22 protein-coding genes are annotated in these 24,188 nt (G+C 69.5%); 9 read left to right on the top strand and 13 right to left on the bottom strand.

From position 1 onward, the window contains the following. Positions 1 to 216 precede the first annotated feature (216 nt). The 4 genes from VKN16_09545 to VKN16_09530 all read left to right on the top strand — a co-directional run bounded on the left by VKN16_09545 (position 217) and on the right by VKN16_09530 (position 6,439). Complete coding sequence (locus VKN16_09545; protein ID HME94445.1) at positions 217 to 2,157, top strand: heavy metal translocating P-type ATPase; 1,941 nt, start codon at positions 217 to 219, stop codon at positions 2,155 to 2,157. A 33-nt stretch (positions 2,158 to 2,190) separates the two neighbouring features. Next, positions 2,191 to 2,625: a universal stress protein gene (locus tag VKN16_09540; GenBank protein HME94444.1), complete on the top strand. Its 435-nt coding sequence runs from the start codon at positions 2,191 to 2,193 to the stop codon at positions 2,623 to 2,625. Between the two features lie 66 nt (positions 2,626 to 2,691). Beyond that, positions 2,692 to 3,573 (top strand): universal stress protein, encoded by an 882-nt coding sequence (locus VKN16_09535; GenBank protein HME94443.1) that lies wholly within the window; start codon positions 2,692 to 2,694, stop codon positions 3,571 to 3,573. A 73-nt stretch (positions 3,574 to 3,646) separates the two neighbouring features. Beyond that, the gene (locus tag VKN16_09530) at positions 3,647 to 6,439 is read left to right on the top strand and encodes an aconitate hydratase (protein ID HME94442.1); all 2,793 of its coding nucleotides are present in this window, start codon (positions 3,647 to 3,649) and stop codon (positions 6,437 to 6,439) included. A 3-nt stretch (positions 6,440 to 6,442) separates the two neighbouring features. Here the strand turns inward: VKN16_09530 and VKN16_09525 are convergent, their stop codons facing one another. The 7 genes from VKN16_09525 to VKN16_09495 all read right to left on the bottom strand — a co-directional run bounded on the left by VKN16_09525 (position 6,443) and on the right by VKN16_09495 (position 13,402). Then, complete coding sequence (locus VKN16_09525) at positions 6,443 to 7,942, bottom strand: catalase (GenBank protein ID HME94441.1); 1,500 nt, start codon at positions 7,940 to 7,942, stop codon at positions 6,443 to 6,445. Positions 7,943 to 8,334: 392 nt separating this feature from the next. Beyond that, a complete protein-coding gene (locus VKN16_09520; GenBank protein HME94440.1) occupies positions 8,335 to 8,679 on the bottom strand; it encodes a DUF488 domain-containing protein in 345 nt (114 codons plus the stop codon). A 25-nt stretch (positions 8,680 to 8,704) separates the two neighbouring features. Continuing rightward, the gene (locus VKN16_09515; protein ID HME94439.1) at positions 8,705 to 10,519 is read right to left on the bottom strand and encodes a glycoside hydrolase family 15 protein; all 1,815 of its coding nucleotides are present in this window, start codon (positions 10,517 to 10,519) and stop codon (positions 8,705 to 8,707) included. A 1-nt stretch (position 10,520) separates the two neighbouring features. Beyond that, positions 10,521 to 10,799, bottom strand: coding sequence for a hypothetical protein (locus tag VKN16_09510; protein HME94438.1), 279 nt, complete (start codon positions 10,797 to 10,799; stop codon positions 10,521 to 10,523). 3 nt (positions 10,800 to 10,802) lie between these two features. Continuing rightward, positions 10,803 to 11,195, bottom strand: coding sequence for a cupin domain-containing protein (locus VKN16_09505; protein ID HME94437.1), 393 nt, complete (start codon positions 11,193 to 11,195; stop codon positions 10,803 to 10,805). Then, positions 11,188 to 12,735 (bottom strand): FAD-dependent oxidoreductase, encoded by a 1,548-nt coding sequence (locus VKN16_09500; protein HME94436.1) that lies wholly within the window; start codon positions 12,733 to 12,735, stop codon positions 11,188 to 11,190. The genes VKN16_09505 and VKN16_09500 overlap by 8 nt, the downstream gene beginning before the upstream one ends. Then, positions 12,719 to 13,402 carry a hypothetical protein gene (locus tag VKN16_09495; GenBank protein ID HME94435.1) on the bottom strand — a complete coding sequence of 228 codons (684 nt, stop codon included), beginning with the start codon at positions 13,400 to 13,402 and terminating at the stop codon, positions 12,719 to 12,721. Before VKN16_09495 ends, VKN16_09500 begins: the two co-directional genes overlap by 17 nt. A gap of 137 nt (positions 13,403 to 13,539) precedes the next feature. Here VKN16_09495 and nhaR point away from each other — a divergent pair, with 137 nt between their 5' ends. After that, positions 13,540 to 14,490 carry a transcriptional activator NhaR gene (nhaR, locus tag VKN16_09490; protein ID HME94434.1) on the top strand — a complete coding sequence of 317 codons (951 nt, stop codon included), beginning with the start codon at positions 13,540 to 13,542 and terminating at the stop codon, positions 14,488 to 14,490. 44 nt (positions 14,491 to 14,534) lie between these two features. Here the strand turns inward: nhaR and VKN16_09485 are convergent, their stop codons facing one another. Then, positions 14,535 to 15,803, bottom strand: a complete 1,269-nt coding sequence (locus VKN16_09485) for a Glu/Leu/Phe/Val dehydrogenase (protein HME94433.1) — start codon at positions 15,801 to 15,803, stop codon at positions 14,535 to 14,537. A gap of 2 nt (positions 15,804 to 15,805) precedes the next feature. Continuing rightward, complete coding sequence (locus tag VKN16_09480; GenBank protein HME94432.1) at positions 15,806 to 16,246, bottom strand: hypothetical protein; 441 nt, start codon at positions 16,244 to 16,246, stop codon at positions 15,806 to 15,808. A 146-nt stretch (positions 16,247 to 16,392) separates the two neighbouring features. On the opposite strand from VKN16_09480, the gene VKN16_09475 reads away from it, so the two are divergent. Further along, on the top strand, positions 16,393 to 16,854 hold the full coding sequence (locus VKN16_09475; GenBank protein HME94431.1) for a PAS domain S-box protein: 462 nt from the start codon (positions 16,393 to 16,395) through the stop codon (positions 16,852 to 16,854). Here VKN16_09475 and VKN16_09470 read toward each other — a convergent pair. Both VKN16_09470 and VKN16_09465 read right to left on the bottom strand, forming a co-directional pair. Then, on the bottom strand, positions 16,847 to 18,169 hold the full coding sequence (locus VKN16_09470; protein ID HME94430.1) for an MFS transporter: 1,323 nt from the start codon (positions 18,167 to 18,169) through the stop codon (positions 16,847 to 16,849). The genes VKN16_09475 and VKN16_09470 overlap by 8 nt on opposite strands. After that, entirely contained in the window at positions 18,166 to 19,383 is a 1,218-nt protein-coding gene (locus VKN16_09465) for an MFS transporter (GenBank protein HME94429.1), read from the bottom strand. Before VKN16_09465 ends, VKN16_09470 begins: the two co-directional genes overlap by 4 nt. 213 nt (positions 19,384 to 19,596) lie before the next feature. Between VKN16_09465 and VKN16_09460 the strand changes: the two genes are divergently transcribed. Together VKN16_09460 and VKN16_09455 are read left to right on the top strand one after the other, a co-directional pair. Then, on the top strand, positions 19,597 to 20,088 hold the full coding sequence (locus tag VKN16_09460; protein ID HME94428.1) for a universal stress protein: 492 nt from the start codon (positions 19,597 to 19,599) through the stop codon (positions 20,086 to 20,088). A gap of 132 nt (positions 20,089 to 20,220) precedes the next feature. Further along, complete coding sequence (locus VKN16_09455; protein HME94427.1) at positions 20,221 to 21,936, top strand: HAD hydrolase family protein; 1,716 nt, start codon at positions 20,221 to 20,223, stop codon at positions 21,934 to 21,936. Between the two features lie 10 nt (positions 21,937 to 21,946). Here VKN16_09455 and VKN16_09450 read toward each other — a convergent pair whose 3' ends face one another. After that, complete coding sequence (locus VKN16_09450; protein ID HME94426.1) at positions 21,947 to 22,420, bottom strand: hypothetical protein; 474 nt, start codon at positions 22,418 to 22,420, stop codon at positions 21,947 to 21,949. Between the two features lie 134 nt (positions 22,421 to 22,554). Between VKN16_09450 and VKN16_09445 the strand changes: the two genes are divergently transcribed. Next, entirely contained in the window at positions 22,555 to 23,904 is a 1,350-nt protein-coding gene (locus tag VKN16_09445; protein ID HME94425.1) for a PQQ-dependent sugar dehydrogenase, read from the top strand. Between the two features lie 26 nt (positions 23,905 to 23,930). Here VKN16_09445 and VKN16_09440 read toward each other — a convergent pair. Beyond that, positions 23,931 to 24,188: carboxymuconolactone decarboxylase family protein (locus VKN16_09440; protein HME94424.1), on the bottom strand; the 258-nt coding region annotated here is incomplete at its 5' end.

Genomic DNA, 24,188 nt, shown 5'->3' with positions numbered 1-24,188 from the left:
ACCCGATGTATAGTACCTCCGCGGGAAAGCGGCCCCTCGTTCGAGGCCTCCACGGTATCGGAGGAGCACATGACATCTGCGCACGGCACGCACGCGCCCCACGAGCCGGCGCCGACCGGCCGCACCGGATCGCCCGCCCATCATGGTGCACCCGATGGTCACGCCGACCACGGCGCCCACGCCCAACACGACCGGCACGCCGGTCACAGCGTCGAGATGTTCCGGCGCAAGTTCTGGGGGACGTTGCTCCTCTCGATTCCCACCGTGGTGTGGTCGCCGATGGTCCAGCACTGGCTCGGCTACGAGGCCTGGGGCGGGGCCACGGCCTCGCGCGTGATCCCCGCGGTGTTCGGCGCGCTGGTGTTCGCCTACGGCGGGTGGGTGTTCGTCCGGGGCGCCCTCGACGAGCTGGCCGACCGCCGTCCCGGGATGATGACGCTCATCGCGCTGGCCATCGGCGTCGCCTTCGTGTTCAGTCTGGCGGTGACGCTCGGCTTCCCCGGAACCGATCTCTGGTGGGAGCTCGCCACCCTGGTCACGATCATGGTCCTCGGTCACTGGGTCGAGATGCGCTCGATATCCCAGGCGCAGGGCGCGCTCCAGGAGCTCGCGAAGCTGCTGCCGGACACCGCGGAACGAATCGCGGGCGATGGCACCGAGGTCGTCCCGGTCTCCGCGCTCCGTGAGGGCGACCTCGTGCTGGTTCGCCCGGGCGCCGGCATTCCCGCCGACGGCACCGTGCGAGAGGGCGGCAGCGAGGTGAACGAATCGATGATCACCGGCGAGTCACGGCCGGTACCCAAGTCGATGGGCGCCAGCGTCATCGCGGGAACCGTCAACGGGTCGGGCTCGCTGAGGCTCCAGGTCACCCGGATCGGCGAGAACACCGCTCTCGCCGGGATCATGCGCCTGGTGGCCCAGGCGCAGACATCGCGCTCCCGCGCCCAGGCGCTCGCCGACCGGGCCGCGTTCCTCCTCACCATCGTGGCGGTCGCCGCCGCCGTCGCCACCCTGGTGGGCTGGCTCGCCGCCGGAGCGGCCGCCGCCTTCGTGATCGAGCGGGTGGTCACCGTGCTGGTGATCGCGTGTCCGCACGCGCTGGGGCTCGCCATCCCGCTGGTCGTGGCGATCTCCACGACCATCGGCGCCCGCAACGGCCTGCTCGTTCGCGACCGCCGCGGCCTCGAAGAGGCCCGCAACGTGACCGCCGTGTTCTTCGACAAGACGGGCACGCTCACGCGTGGCGAGTTCCGGGTGGTGGAGATCACCACGGCGGCGGGCCTCGCCCACGACGAGGCGCTCGCGCTCGCCGCCGCGGTGGAGCGCGACTCCGAGCACACGATCGCCCGCGGCATCGTCCGGAGCGCGGAGGAGCGGGCGCTCGCGATCCCGGAGGCCGAGCACTTCCAGGCCGTCCCCGGCCACGGGGTGCAGGCCACGGTGGGCGGCCGTCCGCTGCTGCTCGGGGGCCCCGCCCTGCTCCGCCGGCTCGACGTGAAGATGGACCCGGCGTTGCAGGCGGCCGTCGACCGCGCGGCCGCGCGCGGCCAGGCCGCGATCACCATGACCGAGCGGGCGACGGCCCTCGCGGTGTTCGCGGTGGCCGACGCGGTCCGCGAGGAGTCCGCCGAGGCGGTGCAGCGGCTCCACGCGCAGGGCATCGAGGTGATCATGATGACCGGCGATGCGGAGCCGGTGGCCCGCGCGGTGGCCGAGCAGCTCGGCATCGACACCGTCTTCGCCGAGGTCTTGCCGGAGCAAAAGGCGGCGAAGGTCAAGGAGGTGCAGGCGCGCGGGAAGCGGGTGGCGATGGTGGGCGACGGGGTGAACGATGCGCCGGCCCTCCTGACCGCGGACGTCGGCATCGCCATCGGGGCCGGGACCGACGTCGCGGTGGAGGCCGGCGACGTGGTGCTCGTGCGGAGCGACCCCCGCGACGTGCCCCGCATCATCGCGCTCAGCAAGGCGACGTACCGGAAGATGATCCAGAACCTCTGGTGGGCCGCCGGCTACAACGTCGTGGCGATCCCGCTCGCCGCCGGCGTGCTGTCCCCCTGGGGCATCGTGCTGCCGCCCGCGGTCGGCGCGGTGCTGATGTCGGCCAGCACCATCATCGTCGCCCTCAACGCGCAGCTGCTCCGTCGCTTCTCCGCTTGACTCGCGCTCCGCCGCAGGCCAGGATGTCACCCAATGAAAACGATCCTGCACCCCACGGATTTCTCGCCCGCCTCGCGGCCGGCGTTCAAGAAGGCGATCGAGGTGGCCAAGAAGGATCGGGCCACGCTGACGCTCCTCCACGTGATGGCGCCGATGGTCCCCGCCGGCAATCTCTACATCTCACCGAGGACGTACGACGAATGGGCGGCCGCCTCCACCGAATCGGCCAACAAGGCGATGGGGGGCCTTCTCAAGCGGGCGCGAGCCGCCGCGGTGAAGGCGAAGTCGATCGTCCTGATGGGCATACCGGCCGACGTGATCGTTCGCACCGCGCGGACCAGACGCGCCGCGCTCATCGTGATGGGGACGCACGGTCGCTCCGGGTTCTCGCGATTCCTGCTCGGCAGCGTGGCCTCGCGAGTCGTCGCGACGTCGCCGTGTCCGGTGCTCACCGTGCGTGGCAAGTAGCGCCTCACCCACCTCGTCTGTTGCGTCGAAGCCGCCCGCTGCGCGGGCACGATCTGCGGAGGGACAATGCCCAAGCGCTCATTCGCCGTCCTGGTCGCTACCGACGCCTCGCGGCCGGCGCGCGCCGCCGTGGCGGCCACGCTGACGTTCCCCTGGCCGGACGATACGCGAGCCCACGGCGTGATGGTCGGTGCGGTCTCCGGCCGCAATCGGTGGGGACGCCGCGCCCGCGCCGCCCTCGGTCCCTGGCTGCGGCAGGAGGCGGCGCGCGTTCAGCGCCGGCTGAGGCGACGCTGGGCGGACGCCGAGGTCGTGGTCGTCGATCCCCCGGTGGTCAAGGCCATCGTGGAGCAGGCGCGGCGACGGCGCGCCGACGTCATCGTCGTGGGCTCCCGCGGTCGGGGCACGCTGCAGAGCGCCCTTCTCGGCAGCATCAGTCGGGACGTGACGCACGAGGCACAGTGTGCCGTGCTCGTCGTCAAGGGACGAGGGCGGGCGCCGCGACGCCTGCTGATCGGACTCGATGGCTCGGCCCGCTCGCGGCACGCGGTGGCGTTCGTCAGCCGGCTGTCGTCGCCACGAGGCGGGCGCGTGACCCTGCTGGCGGTGGTCGAACCGACCTCTTCCCGGGCGATCGGGCGCTTGCCGGCGTCGGTCCGCTCGGTGCTGGCGGGCGAATTGGCCGCGCTCGACCGAGAGCGGGTGACGCGCGCCCGGCGGGAGCTGTCGCGCGCATCGCGGCGGCTCCGGCGGGCCGGGTGGGCGGTCGACAGCGTCGTGCGGCGCGGCATTCCCTTGTCCGAGCTGCTCCGGGCCGCCTCGACGAGGCGCAGCGATGTCACGGTCGTCGGGGCTCGAGGCGCCACCGGCCTCGAACGCCTTCTGCTCGGCAGCGTCGCGGAGGGCACGCTCGCGCATTCGCGAGGCTCGGTCCTGATCGTGAAGTGAGTCGGCGCGAACATCGCGGCCTGCGCTCGCCCCGATCGTGCAGCGGCGCGGGACCACCGATACGGAGGACGACATGGCAGACGCCCTGGTTCCCCTAGCGATCGGCTCCCGGTCGGTGCTGATCGCGCCGATCGGCGGTCTCGGGATCGGCCTCGATGTCGGCCGCCTCCCGTACACCCTGCGGGTCCTCCTGGAAAACGTGGCGCGCGCGGCCGCGCTCGGCGTCGGCGATGCCGACGAGGTCCAGGCCGTCGCCGCGTGGCAGCCGACGGCGGCCCCCACGAAGGAGATCTCGTTCCGGCCGAGTCGCGTCCTGATGCAGGACTTCACCGGCGTCCCGGCCATCGTCGACCTCGCCGCGATGCGGGAGGCGCTGCAGGCGCTCGGAGGCAATCCCGCGCGGGTCAACCCCGTCTTGCCCGCGGAGCTGGTCATCGACCATTCGGTCCAGGTCGACGAGTTCGGAACCCCCACCGCGATGCAGCACAATCTGGCACTCGAATTCGAGCGGAACCGTGAGCGGTACGCCTTCCTGCGCTGGGGCCAGCGCGCCTTCGGCAATTTTCGGGTCGTTCCTCCCAACACCGGCATCGTGCATCAGGTCAATCTGGAGTATCTCGCTCGGGTGGTGGAGGTCCGGGACGTGGACGGCCGCCCGCTGGCCTTCCCCGACACGCTGGTGGGAACGGACTCGCACACGACGATGATCAACGGTCTCGGGGTGCTGGGCTGGGGCGTCGGCGGCATCGAGGCCGAGGCGGCGATGGTCGGCGAGGCGGTCTCGATGCTCGTGCCGCAGGTCGTCGGCGTCAAGTTGACGGGCACGCTGCCGGCGGGGGCGACCGCCACCGATCTGGTCCTGACCGTCACCCAGCGCCTGCGCTCGATCGGGGTGGTCGGACAGTTCGTGGAGTACTTCGGGGAAGGCCTGGGCCGACTGCCCGTGGCCGACCGGGCCACCATCGGAAACATGTCCCCGGAGTATGGGGCCACCTGCGGGTTCTTCCCGGTCGACGACGAGACGCTGCGCTACCTGCGGCTGACCGGGCGCGGCGACGAGCACGTCGAGCTCGTGGAGCGGTACTGCCGGGCGCAGCGCCTGTTCTACGAGCCCGGGAAGGAGCCGGCGTACACGCGCGTCGTCGAGCTGGATCTCTCCACCGTCGAACCGAGCGTGGCGGGACCGCGACGGCCGCAGGACCGCCTGCCCCTCGGCGCCGTGAAGCAGGCGTTCCTCACGTCGATCGGCACGTTCGGGATCGGCTACGGCAAGCAGGATCAAGAGCTCGCCACGAGCTTCCCGGCCAGCGATCCGCCCAAGTCGGCCGCGCCCGGGGGGCGGGTCCCCAGCGAGGAGGCCAGGCCGGTGGTGACGGCGTCGACGTCGCCGCCGCTGGATCGCGCGGCGAGCGAGGTGAGCGTCCGGCTCGGCGGCGCGAGCGTCCCGCTGAGCCACGGCTCGGTGGTGATCGCGGCGATCACGAGCTGCACGAACACCTCCAACCCGTCGGTCATGATCGCGGCCGGCCTCCTGGCCAGGAAGGCGGTGGCGCGCGGCCTCGCGCGCAAACCCTGGGTGAAGACGAGCCTGGCCCCCGGCTCGAAGGCGGTGACCGAGTACTACCGGCGCGCCGGGCTGGCGTCAGACCTCGACACGCTCGGCTTCGCCACCGTCGGCTACGGCTGCACGACGTGCATCGGCAACTCCGGTCCCCTGCCCGAGCCCATCTCGCGAGCGGTCGGCGAGGGCGATCTCGTGGTGTGCGCGGTCCTCTCGGGCAACCGCAACTTCGAGGCGCGGATCCATCCCGAGGTCAAGGCCAACTATCTCGCCTCCCCGCCGCTCGTGGTGGCCTATGCCATCGCCGGGCGCATCGACGTCGACCTGACCACCGAGCCGCTCGGGCGGGATCGCGAGGGCCGCGACGTGTTCCTGCGCGATCTGTGGCCCAGCCCCGAGGAAGTGGCGGACGTCGTCCGGCAGACCGTCGACCGCGAGGCGTTCCGGGCCACCTACGCCGACGTCTTCACCGGCGACCAGCAGTGGGTCACGCTGCCGGTTCCCGAAGGATCGCTCTTCGCGTGGGATCCGACATCGACCTATGTCCGCCGGCCTCCGTACTTCGACGGGATGGCGGCGGACGCGGCCCCCATCGCGGACATCTCGGGCGCGCGCTGCCTGGTGATGGTCGGCGACAGCATCACCACCGATCACATCTCGCCCGCCGGCGCGATCCAGCCGGACAGCCCGGCGGGGCAGTATCTGCTCGAGCACGGCGTGGACCGCCGGGACTTCAACTCGTACGGGTCCCGGCGCGGCAACCACGAGGTGATGGTTCGGGGCACGTTCGCGAACGTCCGCCTGCGGAACCTGCTGGCCCCGGACCGGGAGGGCCCGTGGACGGTGCACCATCCCAGCGGCGACACCATCTCGATCTTCGCGGCGGCCGAACGGTACCGGACCGCGGGCACGCCGCTGCTCGTGGTGGCCGGCAAGGAATACGGCGCCGGCTCGTCGCGCGACTGGGCCGCGAAGGGGCCCCGGCTCCTCGGGGTGCGCGCCGTGCTCGCCGAGAGCTACGAGCGGATCCACCGATCGAACCTCATCGGCATGGGGATCCTGCCGCTGCAGTTCAAGGACGGCTCCTCCGCGAAGTCCCTGGGGCTGAGCGGGCGCGAGACGTTCGCCATCAGCGGGCTCGCTGACGGCACCGCGAGCGAAGTGACCGTCACCGCGGTGTCCGACGGCGGCTCACCGCTCCGCATCCCCGTCCGGGTGCGGCTCGATACGCCCCGTGAGCGCGACTATCTCCGTCACGGAGGCATTCTGCCCTTCGCGGTCCGGTCACTCCGGAGAATGACCTAGCCCTCAGCGCTCACCCATGCCTTCGGCCGGCTTCGGCGCGGTGCCGGCATGGACCTTTTCTTCGATCCGCTTGCCGATCGCCGCATCGACGTTCCTCCAGTACTGGAACGCGCGCTCGAGCACGGCGCCGCGGACGCCGCCGAGCAGGCTCCCCGCCACCGTGTCGACGAGCTGGTCTCGCTGCGCGTCGTTGAAGACATTCCGCACCAGCGTGCCCGCTTGCCCGAAATCGTCGTCCTCGGCGTGAAGCGTATAGGCGCTGCGGACCATCTCCCCGTCGCTCTCCCACCCGTCCGCCATCGCTCCGGTCTCGTCCGACCAGTCCCGACCTTCGCTGTTCGGCGCGTACACCGGCGCGTTGCCGCTGTGCTCGTAGGCCATGTGGGCGTCGAACATGTAGGTGTTGACCGGCACCTTGGGGCGGTTGACCGGCAGCTGGTGGAAATTGGCGCCGATCCGGTTGCGCTGCGCGTCGTTGTAGGCGAACGCGCGGCCCAGCAGCATCTTGTCGGGCGAGAGGCCGATGCCGGAAACCGTGTTGCCCGGCGAGAAGGCGGCCTGCTCGATCTGCGCGAAGAAATTCTCCGGGTTGCGGTTGAGCGTCATGGTGCCGACCCGGATCAGGGGGTAGTCGGCGTGCGGCCAGGTCTTGGTCAAGTCGAACGGGTTGAAGCGATAGGTCTTCGCCTGCGCGTAGGGCATGACCTGAACGGACAGCGTCCAGCTCGGATAATCGCCGCGCGCGATCGCCTCGAAGAGGTCGCGGCGGTGGACGTCGGCGTCCTGGCCCGCCATGTCCGCCGCCTCCGCGTTGGTGAAGAAACGCATGCCCTGGTTGGTGTGGAAGTGGTACTTCACCCAGAATTTCTCGCGGGCGGCGTTGATCCACATGAAGGTGTGCGAGCCGTAGCCGTTCATGTGCCGCCAGGTGCGGGGCAGGCCGCGCTCGCCCATCAGGTACGTGACCTGGTGGGCCGACTCGGGGCTGTTCGCCCAGAAGTCCCACTGCATGTGATTGGAGCGGAGCCCCGAGTCGGGGAGCCGCTTCTGGCTGCGGATGAAATGCGGGAACTTCATCGGGTCGCGCACGAAGAAGACCGGCGTGTTGTTGCCGACCAGGTCGTAATTGCCCTCCTCGGTGTAGAACCTCAGCGAGAAGCCGCGCACGTCGCGCCACGTGTCGGGGCTGCCCGCTTCCCCGGCGACCGTGGAGAAGCGCGCGAGCATGTCGGTGACGGCGCCCTTCCGAAACAGGGCGGCCCTGGTGAAGGCGGAGACGTCCTCGGTCGTCTCGAAGACCCCGAACGCGCCGGCGCCCTTGGCGTGCGGCTGACGCTCGGGCACCTTTTCCCGGTTGAAGTGCGCCATCTGCTCGAGAAAATGCACATCGTGAAGGAGCAGCGGGCCGTTGGGACCGACGGTCAGCGAGTTGCGGTCGCTCGGCGCGGCCGCGCCGGCGCCAGTGGTGGAACCACCCGTGCGTGCTTTTTTGGGTGCGGCCATGGTTTCCTCCTCATTCGACGGCCTTGTCGTCGAGGTGTTCGGGTATCCCGTCCGTTTGACCCCGCCCCTAGGGTCTCGGATACCGCGCGCGGCGCCGCCGTCGCTGAACGCGCCGTTTCAACCGACGAGCCAGGATCGTCAGCGCTCCCTTGAAGGCGTCGGAGCGGGTGCGGGCCGTATGCTCCACCCGGAGGATCGGTCCCCTCGACGGAGTCAGCGTGAGCGCACAGCGGATCGCCACCCCGCCCCGGGGTCCATCGTCATCGAAGAACGCGACCCGGACCGCGCGGGGGGCCATGCCCCGCCGCGCCATCAGCCGGTCGAGCTGCTGCTCGACCTCCGCGCGCAACCGATCTCGAACGCCAACTCCGCTGATCCTCGTGAGCATGTCTCTACCGGCTCTCCAGGACCTTCTTCAGCACCCGCGCTTCATTGTGCTCCTCGTCGCGCGCGCCGTACAGCAGGGTCACCGTCCGCTCCCTGGCCTTCTGCCTCAGCAGCTTGAGGGCGTCCTTCCGCCCGGCCAGCTCCTTCCGGTAGCGGGCCTGAAATCCCTTCCACCTTGCCGGATCGTGACCGAACCACTTGCGCAGCTCGGCGCTCGGGGCCACGTCCTTCAGCCACAAGCTCAGCGCCGCCCGCTCCTTGGTCACACCGCGCGGCCACAGCCGATCCACCAGGACCCGGAACCCGTCGTCCCGGGACGGCTTCTCGTACACGCGCTTCACCCGGATCATCCCGTCATCCCCCTTCCTCCGAAGCTCACGCCGAATGGCCGGCGCTCGAGAGCCGCCGGTCGAGGTCATACGCGGCGCTGATGAGCGCCAGGTGAGTGAAGGCCTGCGGGAAGTTGCCCAGGTGCTCGCCTTGATGCCCGAGCTCCTCGCTGTAGAGCCCGAGATGATTGGCGTAGCCGAGCATCTTCTCGAAGACGAAGCGCGCCTGCTGCAGATCGCCCAGCCGCGACAGGCACTCGACGTACCAGAACGAGCACATGTTGAAGGTCCCCTCGTCGTCCAGGAACCCGTCGGAGAACTCGTCCCCGATGCGGTAGCGGGAGACGAGCGAGTCGCTCACCAGGTCGCGCTCGATCGCGCGCAGGGTGGACACCCAGCGGGGGTCGGCCGGCGCGATGAACTTGACGAGGGGCAGGAGGAGCGAAGACGCGTCGAGCGCGGTCGAGCCCTTGCTCTGCACGAACGTCTTCCGATCCGCATTCCAGAACTGGTCGAAAATGTCCTGATAGATCGCGTCGCGCGTCTCGTGCCAGCGCGTGAGGGGAGCCGGAAACGAACGCTTGCGGGCGAGGCGGATGGCCCGGTCGATCGCCGCCCAGCACAGCACCCGAGAGTAGAGGAATTCACGCCGCCCGCCCCGCACCTCCCAGATGCTCTCGTCCGGTTCCTGCCAGTGCCGACCGACCCAGTCGACGAAGCGGACGACGTTGATCCACAGGTCGTGCGAGATGGGGGCGCCGTACTTGTCGTAGAGGTAGATCGAGTCCATCAGCTCGCCGTAGATGTCGAGCTGCAGATGGGTGTAGGCCAGGTTGCCGATGCGGACCGGCCGCGAGCCCTTGTAACCCTCCAGATGAGGGAGGCTCTCCTCGGTCAGGAGCTTGCGGCCGTCGATGCCGTACATGATCTGGAGCGCTCCGTCGGGCTCGAGCCCGGCGCACCGGTCCTCGACCCAGCGCATGAAGGCCCCCGCCTCGTCGGTGAAGCCGAGCCGGATGAGACCGTAGAGCGTGAACGAGGCGTCTCGAATCCAGGTGTGCCGATAATCCCAGTTCCGGGCGCCCCCCACTCTTTCCGGCAGACCGAAGGTGGGGGCGGCCACGATCGATCCGAAGGTTCGCGAGGTCAAGAGCTTCAGGGTCAGAGCGGAGCGGTTCACCATCTCCCGCCACCGGCCGCGGTAGGTCGAGCGGCCCACCCAGCCGCGCCAGAAGTTGACCGTGTCCTTGAACGCCCGGGCCACGTAGTCGGGAGCGCCGGAGGGTGACTCCCCCCCGGGCTCCACCTGCTCGAAGATGAAGGACGCCGACTCGTCGGCGTGAAGCGTGAACTCCGCCACCGCGGCCCCGTCCACGATGCGCACCGGGACCGAGGAGCGAAGGAGAAACACGCGGGCGGGGCCACTCTCCGCGACGAAGCGGACACCGTCCGGCGTCTGCTCGGCGGTATGGGTTGATCGCGCGTAGTCGAAGCGCGGCTGACACACCATCCGGAAGGTGATCTCCCCACGGACCGTTTTCGCGCGCCGGACGACGTCATGCGCTTGCAGCACGTCGCTGATCGGCATGAAGTCCGATACCTCGGCCACCCCATCCTCGGAGAGAAAGCGGGTCAGCAGGACACAGGTGTCGGGCAGGTAGAGCTGTTTCTGCCGCGCGCCCTCGAGGACGGGGGCGAGCTGGAAGCGCCCACCCCGCTCATCATCCAGCAGGGCGGCGAAGATGGACGGCGAGTCGAAGCGGGGCGCGCACATGAAATCGATCGACCCGTCCACCGCGACGAGCGCCACCGTGTGGAGGTCGCCGATGACCCCGTAATTCTCGATCGGTTGATAGCCCATGCTACCGTTTGACCTGCGCGCCGAAACCGGCGGCGTTGAGCGCCTGTACGACCGCCGCGGCCTGGAAGTCGCCCGTGACCTCGAAGGCCGTCGCCCCCGGGGTCGCCTCGCAACACAGGTCGCAGCAGTTATGGACGCCCGAGACCTTCAGGCGTTTCACCCGGCCCCGGGGAACGCGGCTCACGGCCTTCATCGCCAGGTGCGCGTCGTCGGTGCTGCCGTGGAAGCCGGCGCCCGCGATGGCGTCGAGAGCCTTCTGAGCCGCTGCGCCGACGGGCATCGGTCATCCCTCCCGGTCCGAAGAGGTCCCGGCAAGGGTCAGCAGGCAGGCACTCTCCTCCAGGGCCTCCACGTCGTGCGCGATGGCAGACTCGAGCACGATGAGCTCTCCGGCCCCGAGCGCTTCCGCACGGCCGCCGGCCCGGAAGGTCACCGAGCCACTCAGGACGTGAAAGGTGAGCGGCCCGGCGGCCTGATGCTCGGAGAGCTTGGCTCCCTTGCCAAGCAGCATCAGCACCAGGCGCAGCCCGGGCTCCTTGGTCAAGGTGATCGCATTGCGTCCCCTCGTACGCCAGGTGGGCTCTTGCCTGAGCCGCTCCAGGTGCTCGGCGAGCGGCACGTGAACGAGGGGAGCCTCGACCGGTCGGTCAGGTCTCGCCTTCCACTGGTCAACCATGATGGTCTCCGATCTCGCGCTCCATCGCCACCTCGGCCTCGAGGTTCTCCCGGTCGCGGAAGATGCTGGCCACCGCCAGCACTCGACCGCCGGACCGGTAACGGACGCTCCCATCGTGCGCCTCGAGGCTGCCATCGACCTCGATGGCGTCCCAGTGCTCGGCGTGACCCACGTAGTTGATGGAGATGTCGTAGTGCTGGCTCCAGAAGAACGGCACGTCGGTGAAGCGCGCGCGGTCGCCGACGATGGTACGGGCGACCGCCTGGCCCTGCCGCTGCGCCAGTACCCAGTGCTCGATGCGCACCAGGCCGCCCCCTCGCGGGTTCGGCCAGCGCGCCACGTCGCCGACCGCGAAGACCCCCGGGGTCGCCGTCTCCAGATGGGCGTCCACCACGATCCCCTTCTCGACCCGCAGTCCCGCGCGCTCGGCGAGCGCGGTCGCGGGCCTCACGCCGATCCCGGCGACGACGAAGTCCGCGTCGAGACGCCCGCCGTCCTCGAGCGCCACTCCCGCCCGGGTGACGCCGCTTGCCTTCGCCCCGAGGTGGAAGACGACCCCGTGCTGCTCGTGGAGGCCGCGGATGAAGTCGCCCAGCTCCGGACCGAGCACGCGCTCGAGTGGGCGCCGGTCGGGGGCGACCACGTGCACCTCGATCTTTCGCGCGCGGAGCGACGCGGCGACCTCGAGCCCGATGAAGCTCGCGCCCAGGACGACCGCGCGGCGTGCCCCCTCCGCCGACTTGATGATCGCACGGCTGTCGGCCAGCGTGCGCAGGTAGTGAATGGGTGGGCCGGACTCGCCCGGCAGCGCGAGCCGAACCGGATCGGCCCCGGTGGCGAGAACGATCGCCTCGAATTCCCGCTCGGTCCCGTCATCGAAGGTCAGGCGCTTCCGGCCGGGATCGAGCGCGGCCACCTGACGGCCGCGCACGAGCTCGATTCCTCGTTCCTCGTAGTAGCCGCCGGGCTGCAGCGGAAGCAGCGCTTCCTGGACGGTTCCCGCCAGGTAGTCCTTGGATAGATTCGGCCGGTCATACGGCGCCTCGTGGTCGCGATCGAAGAGAGCAATGGCGCCCTCGAACCCGAGGAGGCGCAGCTCGTCCGCGGCGCTGTTGCCCGCGGCCCCCGCGCCCACGATGGCGACCGATCGCGGGGCCGGCGCCCCCGGCCGCGCCACGCGCCGCACGCTGCCCGCCTTCGCCCGCTTCCCGGTCACGAACACCTGGCCGGCGCGCTGGACGATCTCGTAGCCGGCCACCGGGCTCAAGGCCGGCGCGGCCAGCGCCTCGCCGGTCCGGAGGCTGAAGCAGGCGTGGTGCCAGGGGCAGCGGACGGTGTCGTCCACGACCAGCCCGTCGGCGAGAGGGCCGCCGTAGTGGCTGCACGTCGCGCCGATCGCGAAGATCTCCGGACCCCGCCGCACCAGGATGACCGGCTCCCCCTGGACGTGACCCAGCAACGGAACACCCTCGGCGAGCGAATTCGCCGGGATGCCGCCGATGAGATCAGGTCCGTTCTGAGTCTCAGATTGGTCGCTCATGCCCATCCCCCCTGGCGCCGGGCGCCGCGAACTGTTTCGCGATGGCGCCGGCGAGCGCGTCCGCGATCACGTACATGTGCCGCTTCATCGTGTCCCACGTCTGCGCCTCCGGCGCGTATTCCTGGCGCTGCACCTGCTGGATCTGCTGGACGTGATGCCCGCCGTGGGCGAGCAGCAAGCCGTTCAACGTGTCGTAGGGCAGATTCGGGTTGGCCTCGCTCAGGAATCTGGCGATCTCGGACGCGTTGCCACTCAGACTCTGGTACGCCGCGTCCTGCCTGTCCTTGCTGCCCGCAACGGTCGCTTCGAGGTACTGCTTGACCGCGCCGTAGTGCCCGGCGAGCAGCCCGAACAGCTTCCCGGACGCGTCCTTGCCGTAGTACGGCTCGATCGCGGCCGCGATCTGTTTGGCGTTGGCGACGACCTCCTGCTCCGCCACCGCCGCAGCGGGCTGGTTCCCCGCGAACGTGGCCACGACCACGTTGCGGACCCAGAAGACGTGGCCGACCCAGAGATCTCGCAGCGCCGCACTGGTCTCGTTGGCCTTCGCCGGCCCGGCAGCTCGAGCGAGGGGGTGGGTCCCGTGCTGGGCGAGCGCGGGCACCACCGGCGCGCAGACAACGGCCAGAACCGAGATGACGCCGAGGCATCGCTTCACCATGCTCATCACGAGCTCCTTTGAAGGTTTTCGGGCCGTGTCCGTCGCCGGCCCTGTCGCTTCCTTTTCTACGCTCCATCTCTCGCTTCGACCATTAGAAACGCTTCGGCTCATCCTTAGCTTTTACGGTAGGATCGGCGCGCGCGATGGAGTGGCTCAACTACCACCACCTGCTCTACTTCTGGACGGTCGTGCGAACCGGCAGCGTGGCGGCCGCGAGCGCCGAGCTGAAGCTCGCCCCGCCGACCATCAGCGTTCAGATCCGGCGGCTCGAGGAGCGGCTGGGCGAGAAGCTGCTCCGACGGTCGGGGCGTCACGTCGTCCCCACCGAGATGGGCCAGGTCGTCTATCGCTACGCCGACGAGATCTTCACCCTGGGCCGCGAGCTCGTCGATACCGCCCGCGGCCGGCCGACGGGTCGTCCGATGCACGTCGTCATCGGCGTGCACGACGGAGTGCCCAAGTCCATCGCCCGGCGGCTCATCGAGCCCGCGCTGTCCCTCCCGGAGCCGGTCCGGATCACCTGTCGCGAGGGCAGCGCGGAACAGCTCCTCGCGGACCTGTCCGTCCAACGCCTCGACGTCGTGCTGGCCGACGCGCCGATCGCGCCGACCGTGAAGGTCCGCGCCTACAACCACTTGCTCGGTGAGACGGGACTGTCGTTTCTCGGGGTCCCGCGGCTCGTGCGCAAGTACCGGCCGGGTTTCCCGCGATCGCTGCGCGACGCGCCGATGCTGATGCCCATGGCGGACACCACCGTGCGGCGCAACCTCGATCAGTGGCTCGAATCCCTCGACGTCCGACCTCGGGTCGTCGGAGAGTTCGACGACTCGGAGCTACTCTGGGAGTTCGGCGCGATCGGACTCGGAGTGTTCTCGGCGCCGCTCGTGCTCGAGACGCATCTCGTGCGGCTCTACAACGTGCAGCGAATCGGCTGGGCCCCGGGCGTCCTCTCGACCTTCTACGCGATCTCGGTGGAGCGGAAGCTCAAGCATCCGGCCGCGGTCGCGATCTGCGACGCGGCACGGAGCACGCTCTTCGCGAAGAGCACGCCGACCCCGTCTCGGCGCGCGCGGACGAGACCGGCGCGCAGCTGACGCGGCGCCGTCGGGCCGGAACGCTCCGCGGCATGACCGTCCCCTCAGGGGTAGAGGCCGCGAAGCCGATGCGCCTCCGCCACGCGTCCGATCCCCTCCATCAGGGCCGCCCCTCTCAGGGCCACCTTCTCGCGCTCGGCCGTCGCCCAGACCCGGTCGACCGCGCGGGCCATGATCTCCTGAAGCCGCGCGGTGACCTCGGTCTCCCGCCAGAAGTGATGCTGAAGACCCTGAACCCACTCGAAGTAGGACACCACGACCCCGCCGGCGTTGGCGAGAATGTCCGGAATCACCCGGATCCCTCGCTCGTGCAGGATCGCATCCGCCTCCGCGGTGGTAGGACCGTTGGCGCCCTCGACGATGAGGGCCGCCTTCACCCGATCCGCATTGTCTCCGTGAATCTGCGATCCGACCGCCGCCGGCACCAGCATGTCGCAGTCCTGCTCCAGCAGGTCCCCGCTCGAGATCGGCTCGGTGCCGGGCAGGCCGACCACGCTGCCGCTCTCCTTGACGTGGGCCTGGAGCTTCAGCACATCGAGGCCCTGGTCGTTCCAGATCCCTCCGTTGATGTCGCCGACGCCGACGATCACGCCGCCGTCGTTGTAGAGCAGACGGGCCACCACGCTTCCTACATTGCCGAACCCCTGAATCACCACCCGCCTGCCTCGCAGCTCGAGGCCCAGACGGTGAGCGGCCTGGTGAAGCACGTACACGATTCCCCGACCGGTCGCTTCCCGGCGCCCGTGCGATCCTCCGATCATGAGCGGCTTGCCGGTCACCACTCCGGGAACGCTTCGTCCCTGGGTCATCGAATACGTGTCCATCATCCACGCCATGGTCTGCTCGTCGGTTCCGAGATCCGGGGCGGGAATGTCCACGTCGGGTCCGATGAGCGGCATGATCTCGGCGGTGTAGCGCCGGGTCACGCCCTCACGCTCCCGTGACGACATCTGATGAGGGGCGCAGCGCACCCCACCCTTCGCGCCTCCGTACGGCAAGCCCATCAGCGCGCATTTCCAGGTCATCAGCATCGCCAGGGCGCTCACCTCACCGAAGTTCACGCTCGGGTCGTACCGGAGCCCGCCCTTGCTCGGCCCGAGGGCGGTATCGTGGTGGACCCGGTATCCGATGAAGACCTCGGTCCGTCCGTCGTCCATGCGTACCGGGATGGACACGGTCAACGCGCGTCGAGGGTACCGGAGCCGCTCGTGGATGCTCTGGTCGAGATTCAAGCGCGCCGCGATCGTGTCGAGCTGGGCCAGTGCGGTTCGATGAAGAGGCGACTCGAGCTCCGAGGCTGCCGTCGTCAACATGGTCATGCTCCCTCCATTTCCTCGACGGGGTACCAGCGAACCCACAGCTGCTCGTCGTGAGGGGACATCTTGACGGTGTCGAGCTCGACCACCGCGGTCGATCCCCGCCACGTACGCTTCGTCCCCCGCTCGACCGGACTCCCGTAACAGGCGGTCAGGATCTCGCTCATCCGCTCGAGCCGATCGGCTTCCGCATCGGCGGCCCGGAACAGGACCTGGCACAGCTCACCGGTGGCGTGCGAGAACTGCGGGAACATCTCGAACGAGTAGTCCTCGATCGTCACCGATCCCTTGATCGGGGCGTAGGCGTTCGCAAACTTCGCGATCGGGGTGATCGGGCTCACGCGGCCCGTGAGGGCCCCCCGCACCTGCTCCTCGGTCATCCCCCACTCGATCGCGGGCCATCCAGCGATGTCACGGACGTCTTCAGCCAAACTGATCACGGTAGACCTCCTCGCTCGTCATGTCCGTTCTTTGTACGCGACGGCTGAGAAATGGGCCATTAGAAAGTCTTCTCACCTGCGTTAGATTTTCGTGAAGTAACGATCCAGTGGACCAACGATCGAATCACAGGTAGAAAGAGCTGGTCATGGAGACGAGCTCGGCGGACCGGCTGTTTCGGCGCATCGTGGAAGAGATGCCGGAGGCGGTGATCTTCGCGGACCGGCAGGGGGTGGTGCGGCTGTGGAACCGGGGAGCGGAGACCATGTTCGGGTACTCGGCCGCCGAGGCCACGGGACAGAGCCTCGATCTGATCATCCCGGAGCGCTTTCGCGCTCGACACTGGGACGGCTACGGTCACGTCATGGCCACCGGGGTGACCAGCTACGGACAGCGGCTGCTGGCGGTGCCCGCCATGCGGAAGGACGGTCGGCGTATCTCCATCGAGTTCTCGATCGCTCTGTTGAAGGACGAGCGCGGTGACGTGACCGGCGCCTTGGCGGTCGTCCGTGACGTGACGGCTCGCTGGCAAGCCGAGCGCGAGCGGAATGCCCGCCTGGCCGCGCTGGAGAAGCGTGGAGAATCGGACCGCGGGGACGCAGCTACGTAGTCGCGCGCGGCGCGGGCCGCTCTTCCTTGCTCAGCGCGACCAGCACGACGCTGAGCCCCACCGACCCCAGGCACCACCAGAACAGCGTCTGATAGCCCTGGACCGGCGTGTGTCCGTCCAGCTTGGGAAAGCCCGCCAGGATCAATCCGCTGACCTGCTGATAGACGGCGCCACCGAGCCAGAAGAAGAGGTTGAGGATCCCCATCGCGGTCGCGACGACCTGGGGTGGGACCGTGTCCTTGAGCTGCGCATAGGAAGGAATCCAGGTCGAGGCGAAGAAGCCACCCCAGAACATCGCCACCCACAGCAGGCCGACCGGCAATCCGGCCGGGCGGATGGCGAGAAGCGCCCAGAGGAGGGCGTACACGACGGCGCCCACGAGCACCACGCGCTTGCGAGAGCCGACGATCCGGTCGGCCACGTAGCCCCAGAGCGTGCAGCCGACGATGAGTCCCACGGCCCAGAGGGTCAGCGCGTTGGCGGCTTGCTGCTGGCTCTGCCCATGGACGTCCATGAGATAGGGCACGGCCCAGAGCCCTTGCATCATCGTCATCGTGCCGAAGAGCAGGAAGGCATAGCTGCCGAGCAGCCACGTGTTGGGCTCGCGAAGGACCACGAGAACACCCTGACCGAGCGGCACCGGCCGGCTGGCCCCCGACGGCGGCGGCAGGTCGTCGATGTCGGCCAGCGACGGGAGCCCGAGCTCCGCGGGGCTGTCGCGGACGAAGACATAGATGAGGAGCGCCGTCGCCAGCATGACGAGCCCCACCCCGCCCAGGCTCAGCCGCCAGCCCGCCAGCGTGATCAGCGCCATCAATGGCGCGGCCGCGGTCAGCCCACCCAGGTTGGCGACCGACGTCCAGGCCCCGGTGAGAGTCCCGAACTCCCGGCTGCGAAACCACTGGGCCATGATCTTGGCGGCGCCGACGTAGAGGATCGAGGCCCCGAAGCCCGTCAAGGCCCGTCCGATGAGCGCCACTTCGAAGGTAGGGGCGGAGGCGAACAGCACCTGCCCGACCCCGGCGACAACCAGGAACGCGGTGACCGTCCGGCGCGGGCCGAACGCGTCGGTCAGAATCCCCGCCACCGGCTGCATGAGGGCAAAGGGCCATAGATAGAGTGACGTGAGGAGCCCGAGCCCGGCCGTGCCCAGGACGAATGTCTCCCGCAGATCGGGGATGGCCACGACCGGGGCCAGACGGGTGAAGAACGCCAGCAGCCCGCTGACGAAGAGCAGCCCGAGGCACACCCAGCGGTACGTCAGCGTCCGCCGGGTCAGCGCGGGCGTGAGGAGCGGCCGGCCAACCCGCGTCATGGACCGATCCGACTGGTCGCGCGCCCCGCGGCCTGGCCCCGGCGGGAAGCCGCCACCCACGCGGCGACGGCGGACGCGGCGATGGCAGCCGCGGCGACGGCGAATGCCACCTGATAGCTCCCGGTGACGTCGAACAGCCAACCGCCGAGGAACGGTCCGATGAAGCCGCCGAGTCCTCCCCCGCCCTGGGCGGCCCCGAGAATGACGCCGAGATGCCGTCCTGCGAAGAGATCGGTCGGAATGGCCGCCAGCATGGAGATGCGCATCCCGAAGCCCAGGCCCGACGCCACGTAGACGAGCAGGAGCGGGAGGTCGTCCGGCCCGTCGAGCAAGCCGAGACAACCGATGCCGGCGATCCCGATGGCCGAGCCGATCGCGAACACCCATTCCCGGCCCCAGCGATCGGACAGCGATCCGCCGATCACATTCCCCACGACCGTGCACACGCCTCCCAGCCCGAACACCCACCCGAGCGTGACGGCGCCGAAGCCGCGCTCGAGCGCGTGCGCGACCTGGTGGGTCGTGACGATCTGATACCCGATCACCCCGAATCCCCACATCGCGAATGCCGCCCAGAACCGACCGCTGCGGAGCGCCCGCCGCAGGGTCCAGTCGCCGGCCGCCCCCACGCCTCGGCTGGGCGTCGCCGCGCGCTCCCCCTGCACGTTCGTGGCCGGCTCACGATACAGGCAGGCCGCGAGCGGGATCGTCACGATGGCCACGAGCAGGCCGAAGATCACCAGCGCCGTGCGCCAGCCGAAGACGACGACCAGATAGGTGTTCACCGGGTAGAAGATGATGGCGCTGGCCGACGCGCCCGCGCTGATGATCCCCATCGCCGCGCCACGCGAGCGAACGAACCACCGGCCGACGATGGCCGCCGCCGGGACCTGGATGCACGCGATGCCGGCGCCCGCGAGGACGCCGAACGCGAGGTAGTATTGCCAGAGGGTCGTCACGAGGCCGGTCAACGCGAGGGCGGCGCCCAGGAGCAGCCCCCCCAGCGGAACCAGGAGACGGGCGCCCCATCGATCGTAGAGGCTGCCCGCCAGGGGCGAGAAGATCAGGAGCAACAGCCAGCTCAGGGAGTAGCCGAGCGCCGCCTCCCCGCGCCGCCAGCCGAATTCCCCGATGAGGGCGACGTAGAACACGGCGAACGTCGAGCGAACGGACCAGGCGAGCGAGTTGACGGTGGCCGAGACCGCGACCACCACCCACCCGTACCGTGATGGCCTCTCGCTGCCGCGCCGTCCCGGACCCATTGACCCGTCTTTGTAACACCGAACCGCCACGGATGTGAAACGGCCGGCGCGCTCACGAGATGCCGGGCGCGCGCGGCAATCCCAGGTTCATTCTAACGGTTGCGGCTCAACTATCTAATGGTCCGACGCCCGGCCCCGCGATAGAAAGGAGGCCAGGAGGGTGCCATGACATTCGCCAAGATCCTGGTCCCGCTCGACGGCTCCCGCGTCGCGGAGGCCGCGCTGCCCAGGGCGGAGGAGCTTCTCAGAGGTCATCCCGAGGCCACGCTGCTCCTGCTCCGCGCCGTCGAGGCAAAGGTGTTCCCCGGCGTCGATCCCATCGACGCACAGGTCTCCGTGGTCCACGAAGCGGAGGACTATCTCGAGCGCGTGGCCGAGCGACTCCGGGCGAGCGGGGTTCCCGCCGTCCGGACGTCGGTCTGGTACGGTGAGGCGGCGGCAGCCATTCTCGACACCGCCCGTCGGCGGAAGCCGGATCTGATCGTCATGAGCACCCACGGCCGGCGCGGCATGACGCGCCTGATCGCGGGGTCGGTCGCCGAGTCGGTGCTGCGCGAGACCCGGACGCCGATCTTCCTGATCCGCGTCGAGGACATGCCGGGCGAGGCGCCGGACGCACGTGAGGATGCCCGCGAGCGGGAGGCGGCCCATGTATAGCCGCGGGCTGGTGCCGGCCGGCTTCTCTTCGGGTCGGTCGCCGGTGCTCATGATGCGCCTGGCCCGGCACCAGCTTCCCGCTTCCGACGTGGCCTGAGACCGGCCGGGGGGATCTGATCCCCCTTCCGTCACATGAAACCGCGGGTTCTCGCGCTCGACTTCGACGGCACGATCGCCGACGACGGCCGCATCGATGTCGATGTCGTCGCGGCCATTCAGGAAGCCCGACACGCCGGCCTGCTGGTCGTGCTCGTGACGGGTCGAGTGCTGCGCGACCTCGACGCCCTGCTCCCCAGCCCGGCCCCATTCGACGCGGTGGTCGCCGAGAATGGAGCCGTGCTGAGGCTTCCGGCCTTCCCGGCGCCGATTCCGCTCTGCGATCCTCCGGACCCACACTTCCTCGCCGAGCTCGGACGCCACCGCATCCGCCACCAGCACGGCCTCTGTATCGTCGACGCCGACGCGGAGGTGGCGCCCGAGATCGTCGACATCATCCGCACTCTCGGGCTTCCTCTCGCGATCACCTTCAACCTCAGCCGGCTCATGGTGCTCCCGCACGGCGTCAACAAGGCCAGTGGACTCCAGGAGGTGTTCTGGCGCCTGCGGATCTCGGCGCACAACGCGATCGCGGTCGGGAACGCGGAGAACGATCACGACATGCTCGCGGCCTGCGAGATCGGCGCGGCCGTCGCCTGGGGCAGCGAGGAGTTGAAACGCCGCGCCGACGAGGTCGTGCCGGGCCGCGACCCCCGCGCGGTGGCCGCCTACATTCGCGACATCCTCTCCCTCCCGCGACTTCCCCCGACGCGTCTGGGGCGCCGTCGGGTGCGATTCGGCACGTCGGAAACGGGGGAGCCGCTCGATTTCGCGGTCCGGGGACGCAACATCCTGGTCGGAGGCGACCCGAAGTCGGGAAAATCGTGGATGGCCGGCGCTCTCTGTGAACAGCTGATCCTGCAGCGCTACTCGCTCTGCATCCTCGACCCGGAAGGCGACTACTCCTGCCTCGAGGTCCTACCCAGCGTGATCGTGTATCCGGTGGACAGCAAGGAGACGTCCTTCCTTCCGCTCGAGCGTACGCTGACGCATCCGGATCTGAGCCTGATCCTGGATATGTCGGCCGCCCCGCGAGAAGACAAGCCCCTGCTGGTCAGGCGGCTGCTCACGGTCGTCAATCGCCTGCGACGTCAGACCGGGCTGCCTCATCGGGTCGTGGTGGACGAGGCTCACTACTTCCTGACCCGATTCGATGACCCGGAGCTCTTCGACCACGAGCTGGGGGGCTATCTTCTCGTCACGTACCGCATCTCCGATCTGTCGCCGGACGTCTTGCGAGCAAGCGAGGCGGTCGTCGTCACCCGCGTCGCCGACCGACGTCAGGCCCTGGCGCTCCTGACCCTCGCGCCCGGACTTGCCATCCCGGAAGGGCTCGCACTCCTGGCCGATCTCGCCATCGACGAAGCCGTTCTGCTGCCCGGCGCGCTCGAGTCGGGTGCGTCGGCCATGCGATTCCGCGTCATACCGCGTCTCGCGCCACACGTCCGCCATCGCCGCAAATACGCGGATGTTCCGGTTCGCCCCGGCCACGAATTCGTGTTCACCCTGCGGGGCCGTCCAACCGGGGCGCGAGCGGGAGCCATTCGAGACCTCCTCTCGGCGATCCCGGAGCTGCCGGAGGACGTCCTTCAGGGTCATCTCCGGCGCGGGGACTTTCACCGCTGGATCGAGGACGTATTCGGAGACGGCGACCTCGGCGGAGCCATCCGGTCCCTCGAACGCACCCAGGTCTCGGACATCCGCGAAGCCCTACGGCAAGTGATCGCGGATCGCTACGGTCCAGGCGCCTAGCCGCGTGGACTCACGCAGCCACCGCTTCGGCAGACGTCGGGTTGACCGCGGTCTCCGCGAGCCGGGCCAGCGTCCAGATCAGGTCCCGCCGATCGCCCTCGACGGCTCGATGGTGGTCATGCAGCAGGGTCGCGATATCGGGATGCTCGCGCTCGACCGCATAGGCGCCCGTCAGATACGCGTCCCTCATGGTCCCCAATTCCCCCACCCGGGCCCGCAATCGTTCCCCCGCCGACGCCGCGCGCAGCCCGCTCCCCGGACCCGGCTCGATCACCGGGTGCCCCAGGTCCTCGAGCGCCCGTCGAAGGCGCCGCCCTCTCTCGCCGGCGCGCCCGGCCGCCTTCAGGACGACCGCGCGCGGCTGCGGGTAGCGGATGAGCGTCTCGGCGTCCTCGGCGAGATCGTGCGCCAGGCGGACCTCGGCCGCATAGTCTTCCGCCAACCGCTCCGCGACGTCGACCGGAGGGGGCGCCAGCGCCGCCACGAGTCGGCGCCACCACGGCGCGCCATTCATTTCACGCATCACCGGCCTCCTGTATTCTCCCTTCGACCGCCCAGGACCACCGTAAGCGCGGTGGCCCGCGTGGTCCACTAGAAACATCGACCGGAGGAACGCCCATGCGCGCCCCCACGATCTCCACGCTGCTCGTCCATGTTCCCATGCTGGTGTTGGCTTCGCTCGCATCCGGCCAGACCGGGCAGGTCCGTACCGGCGCCGAGGCTTTTGCCGACTGGCAGGCCGACGCCCCCGGCGTTCGCCGCCTCATCAGGCCGTCCGACTTGCCGCCGCCGCTCGCGCGCACGGACGCTGAACGGTCGATCGCCGGCAACGCAGAGGTGATCGAGCCCCAGCCGGGCGCACTGCCCAAAGTACCGGACGGATTCGCGGTGCAGGTGTTCGCCACCGGATTCAAGCAGCCGCGCACCCTGCGGGTCGCGCCGAATGGCGACATCTTTCTGTCGGAGAGCGGCACCGGGCGCGTGCTCGTGTTCCGGGCCGGCGCGGGCGGCGCGCCCGCGAAGGCCGAGGTCTTCGCCGAGAATCTGGACCGCCCCTACGGCATCGTCTTTCAGCCGCCCGCCGATCCCCGATATGTCTACGTGGCGGCGGCGAACCAGGTGGTCCGCTACCCGTATCGCACCGGGGCCGTCAAGGCCGCCGGGCCGCCCGAAGTCGTCATCGGCAACATTCCGACCGAGCGGCACTGGACGCGCGATCTGGCCGTCTCCCGGGATGGCAAGCGCCTGTTCCTCGCCGTCGGCTCGGCATCAAATCTCGCCGGCGACATGCCCGACATGACGCCCGAACAGATCCGGCAGCATGAACAGAGCCACGGCCGCGGCGCCGCCTGGGGCCCGGAAGAGAATCGCGCGGTGGTGCGCGTGTTCGATCCGAAGGGAGCGACGATTCGCAACTACGCCACCGGGCTGCGCAACTGCTCGGGCCTGGCGATGCAGCCGGGCACCGACAACGTGTGGTGCGTGGTCAACGAGCGCGACCACCTCGGCCCCCACGTGCCCCCCGACTTCATGGCCCGCATTCGGGACGGCGGATTCTACGGCTGGCCCTGGTACTACCTCGGACCCAACGAGGATCCGGCTCTGAAGGGGAAGCGGCCCGACCTCAAGGGCAAGGTCCGCGTGCCCGAGGTGTTGTTCCAGGCGCACTCCTCCGCGCTGAGCGTGGCGTTCTACGATCGCGCCGCCTTCCCGGCCGAGTACCGCGGCGACGCGTTCGTCGCTCTGCACGGCTCCCACAGCCAGCCCGACCGGACGGGCTACAAGGTGATCCGGGTGCGCATGAAGGCCGGCCGCCCGACCGGCGAGTACGAAGACTTCATGACCGGCTTCGTGGTGGACAACCGCCGCGTCTGGGGCCGCCCGGCCGGCCTGGCGGTCACCCGCGACGGCGCGCTGCTGGTGAGCGACGACGCCAACGGGACGATCTTCCGCGTGACGCCCAAATGAGCGCGGGCGATTCCTTCGAACGCGCGCTATTTCGGCCCGAACACCTCGACGGCGATACGGCCCGCGTTGACCGCGCAGGGCCAGCCGGCATAGAACGCCACGTGAGTGATCAGCCCCTTCAGCTCGGTCTCCGTCACCCCGTTGTCGAGAGCTCTCTGCATGTGGCCCCGCATCTCGTCGGTTCGGTAGAGCGCGGCCAGCATGGCCACGGTGATCAGGCTCCGGTCACGCTTGCTGAGGTCGGGGTGCTCCCATACGTCACCGAAGAGCACGTCGTCGCGAAG

The organism is Candidatus Methylomirabilota bacterium (genome assembly GCA_035315345.1).
GTDB lineage: Bacteria > Methylomirabilota > Methylomirabilia > Rokubacteriales > CSP1-6 > CAMLFJ01.
The sequence above is the reverse complement of the archived record's forward strand: the minus strand, read 5'-3'. Positions and strand labels throughout refer to the sequence as shown.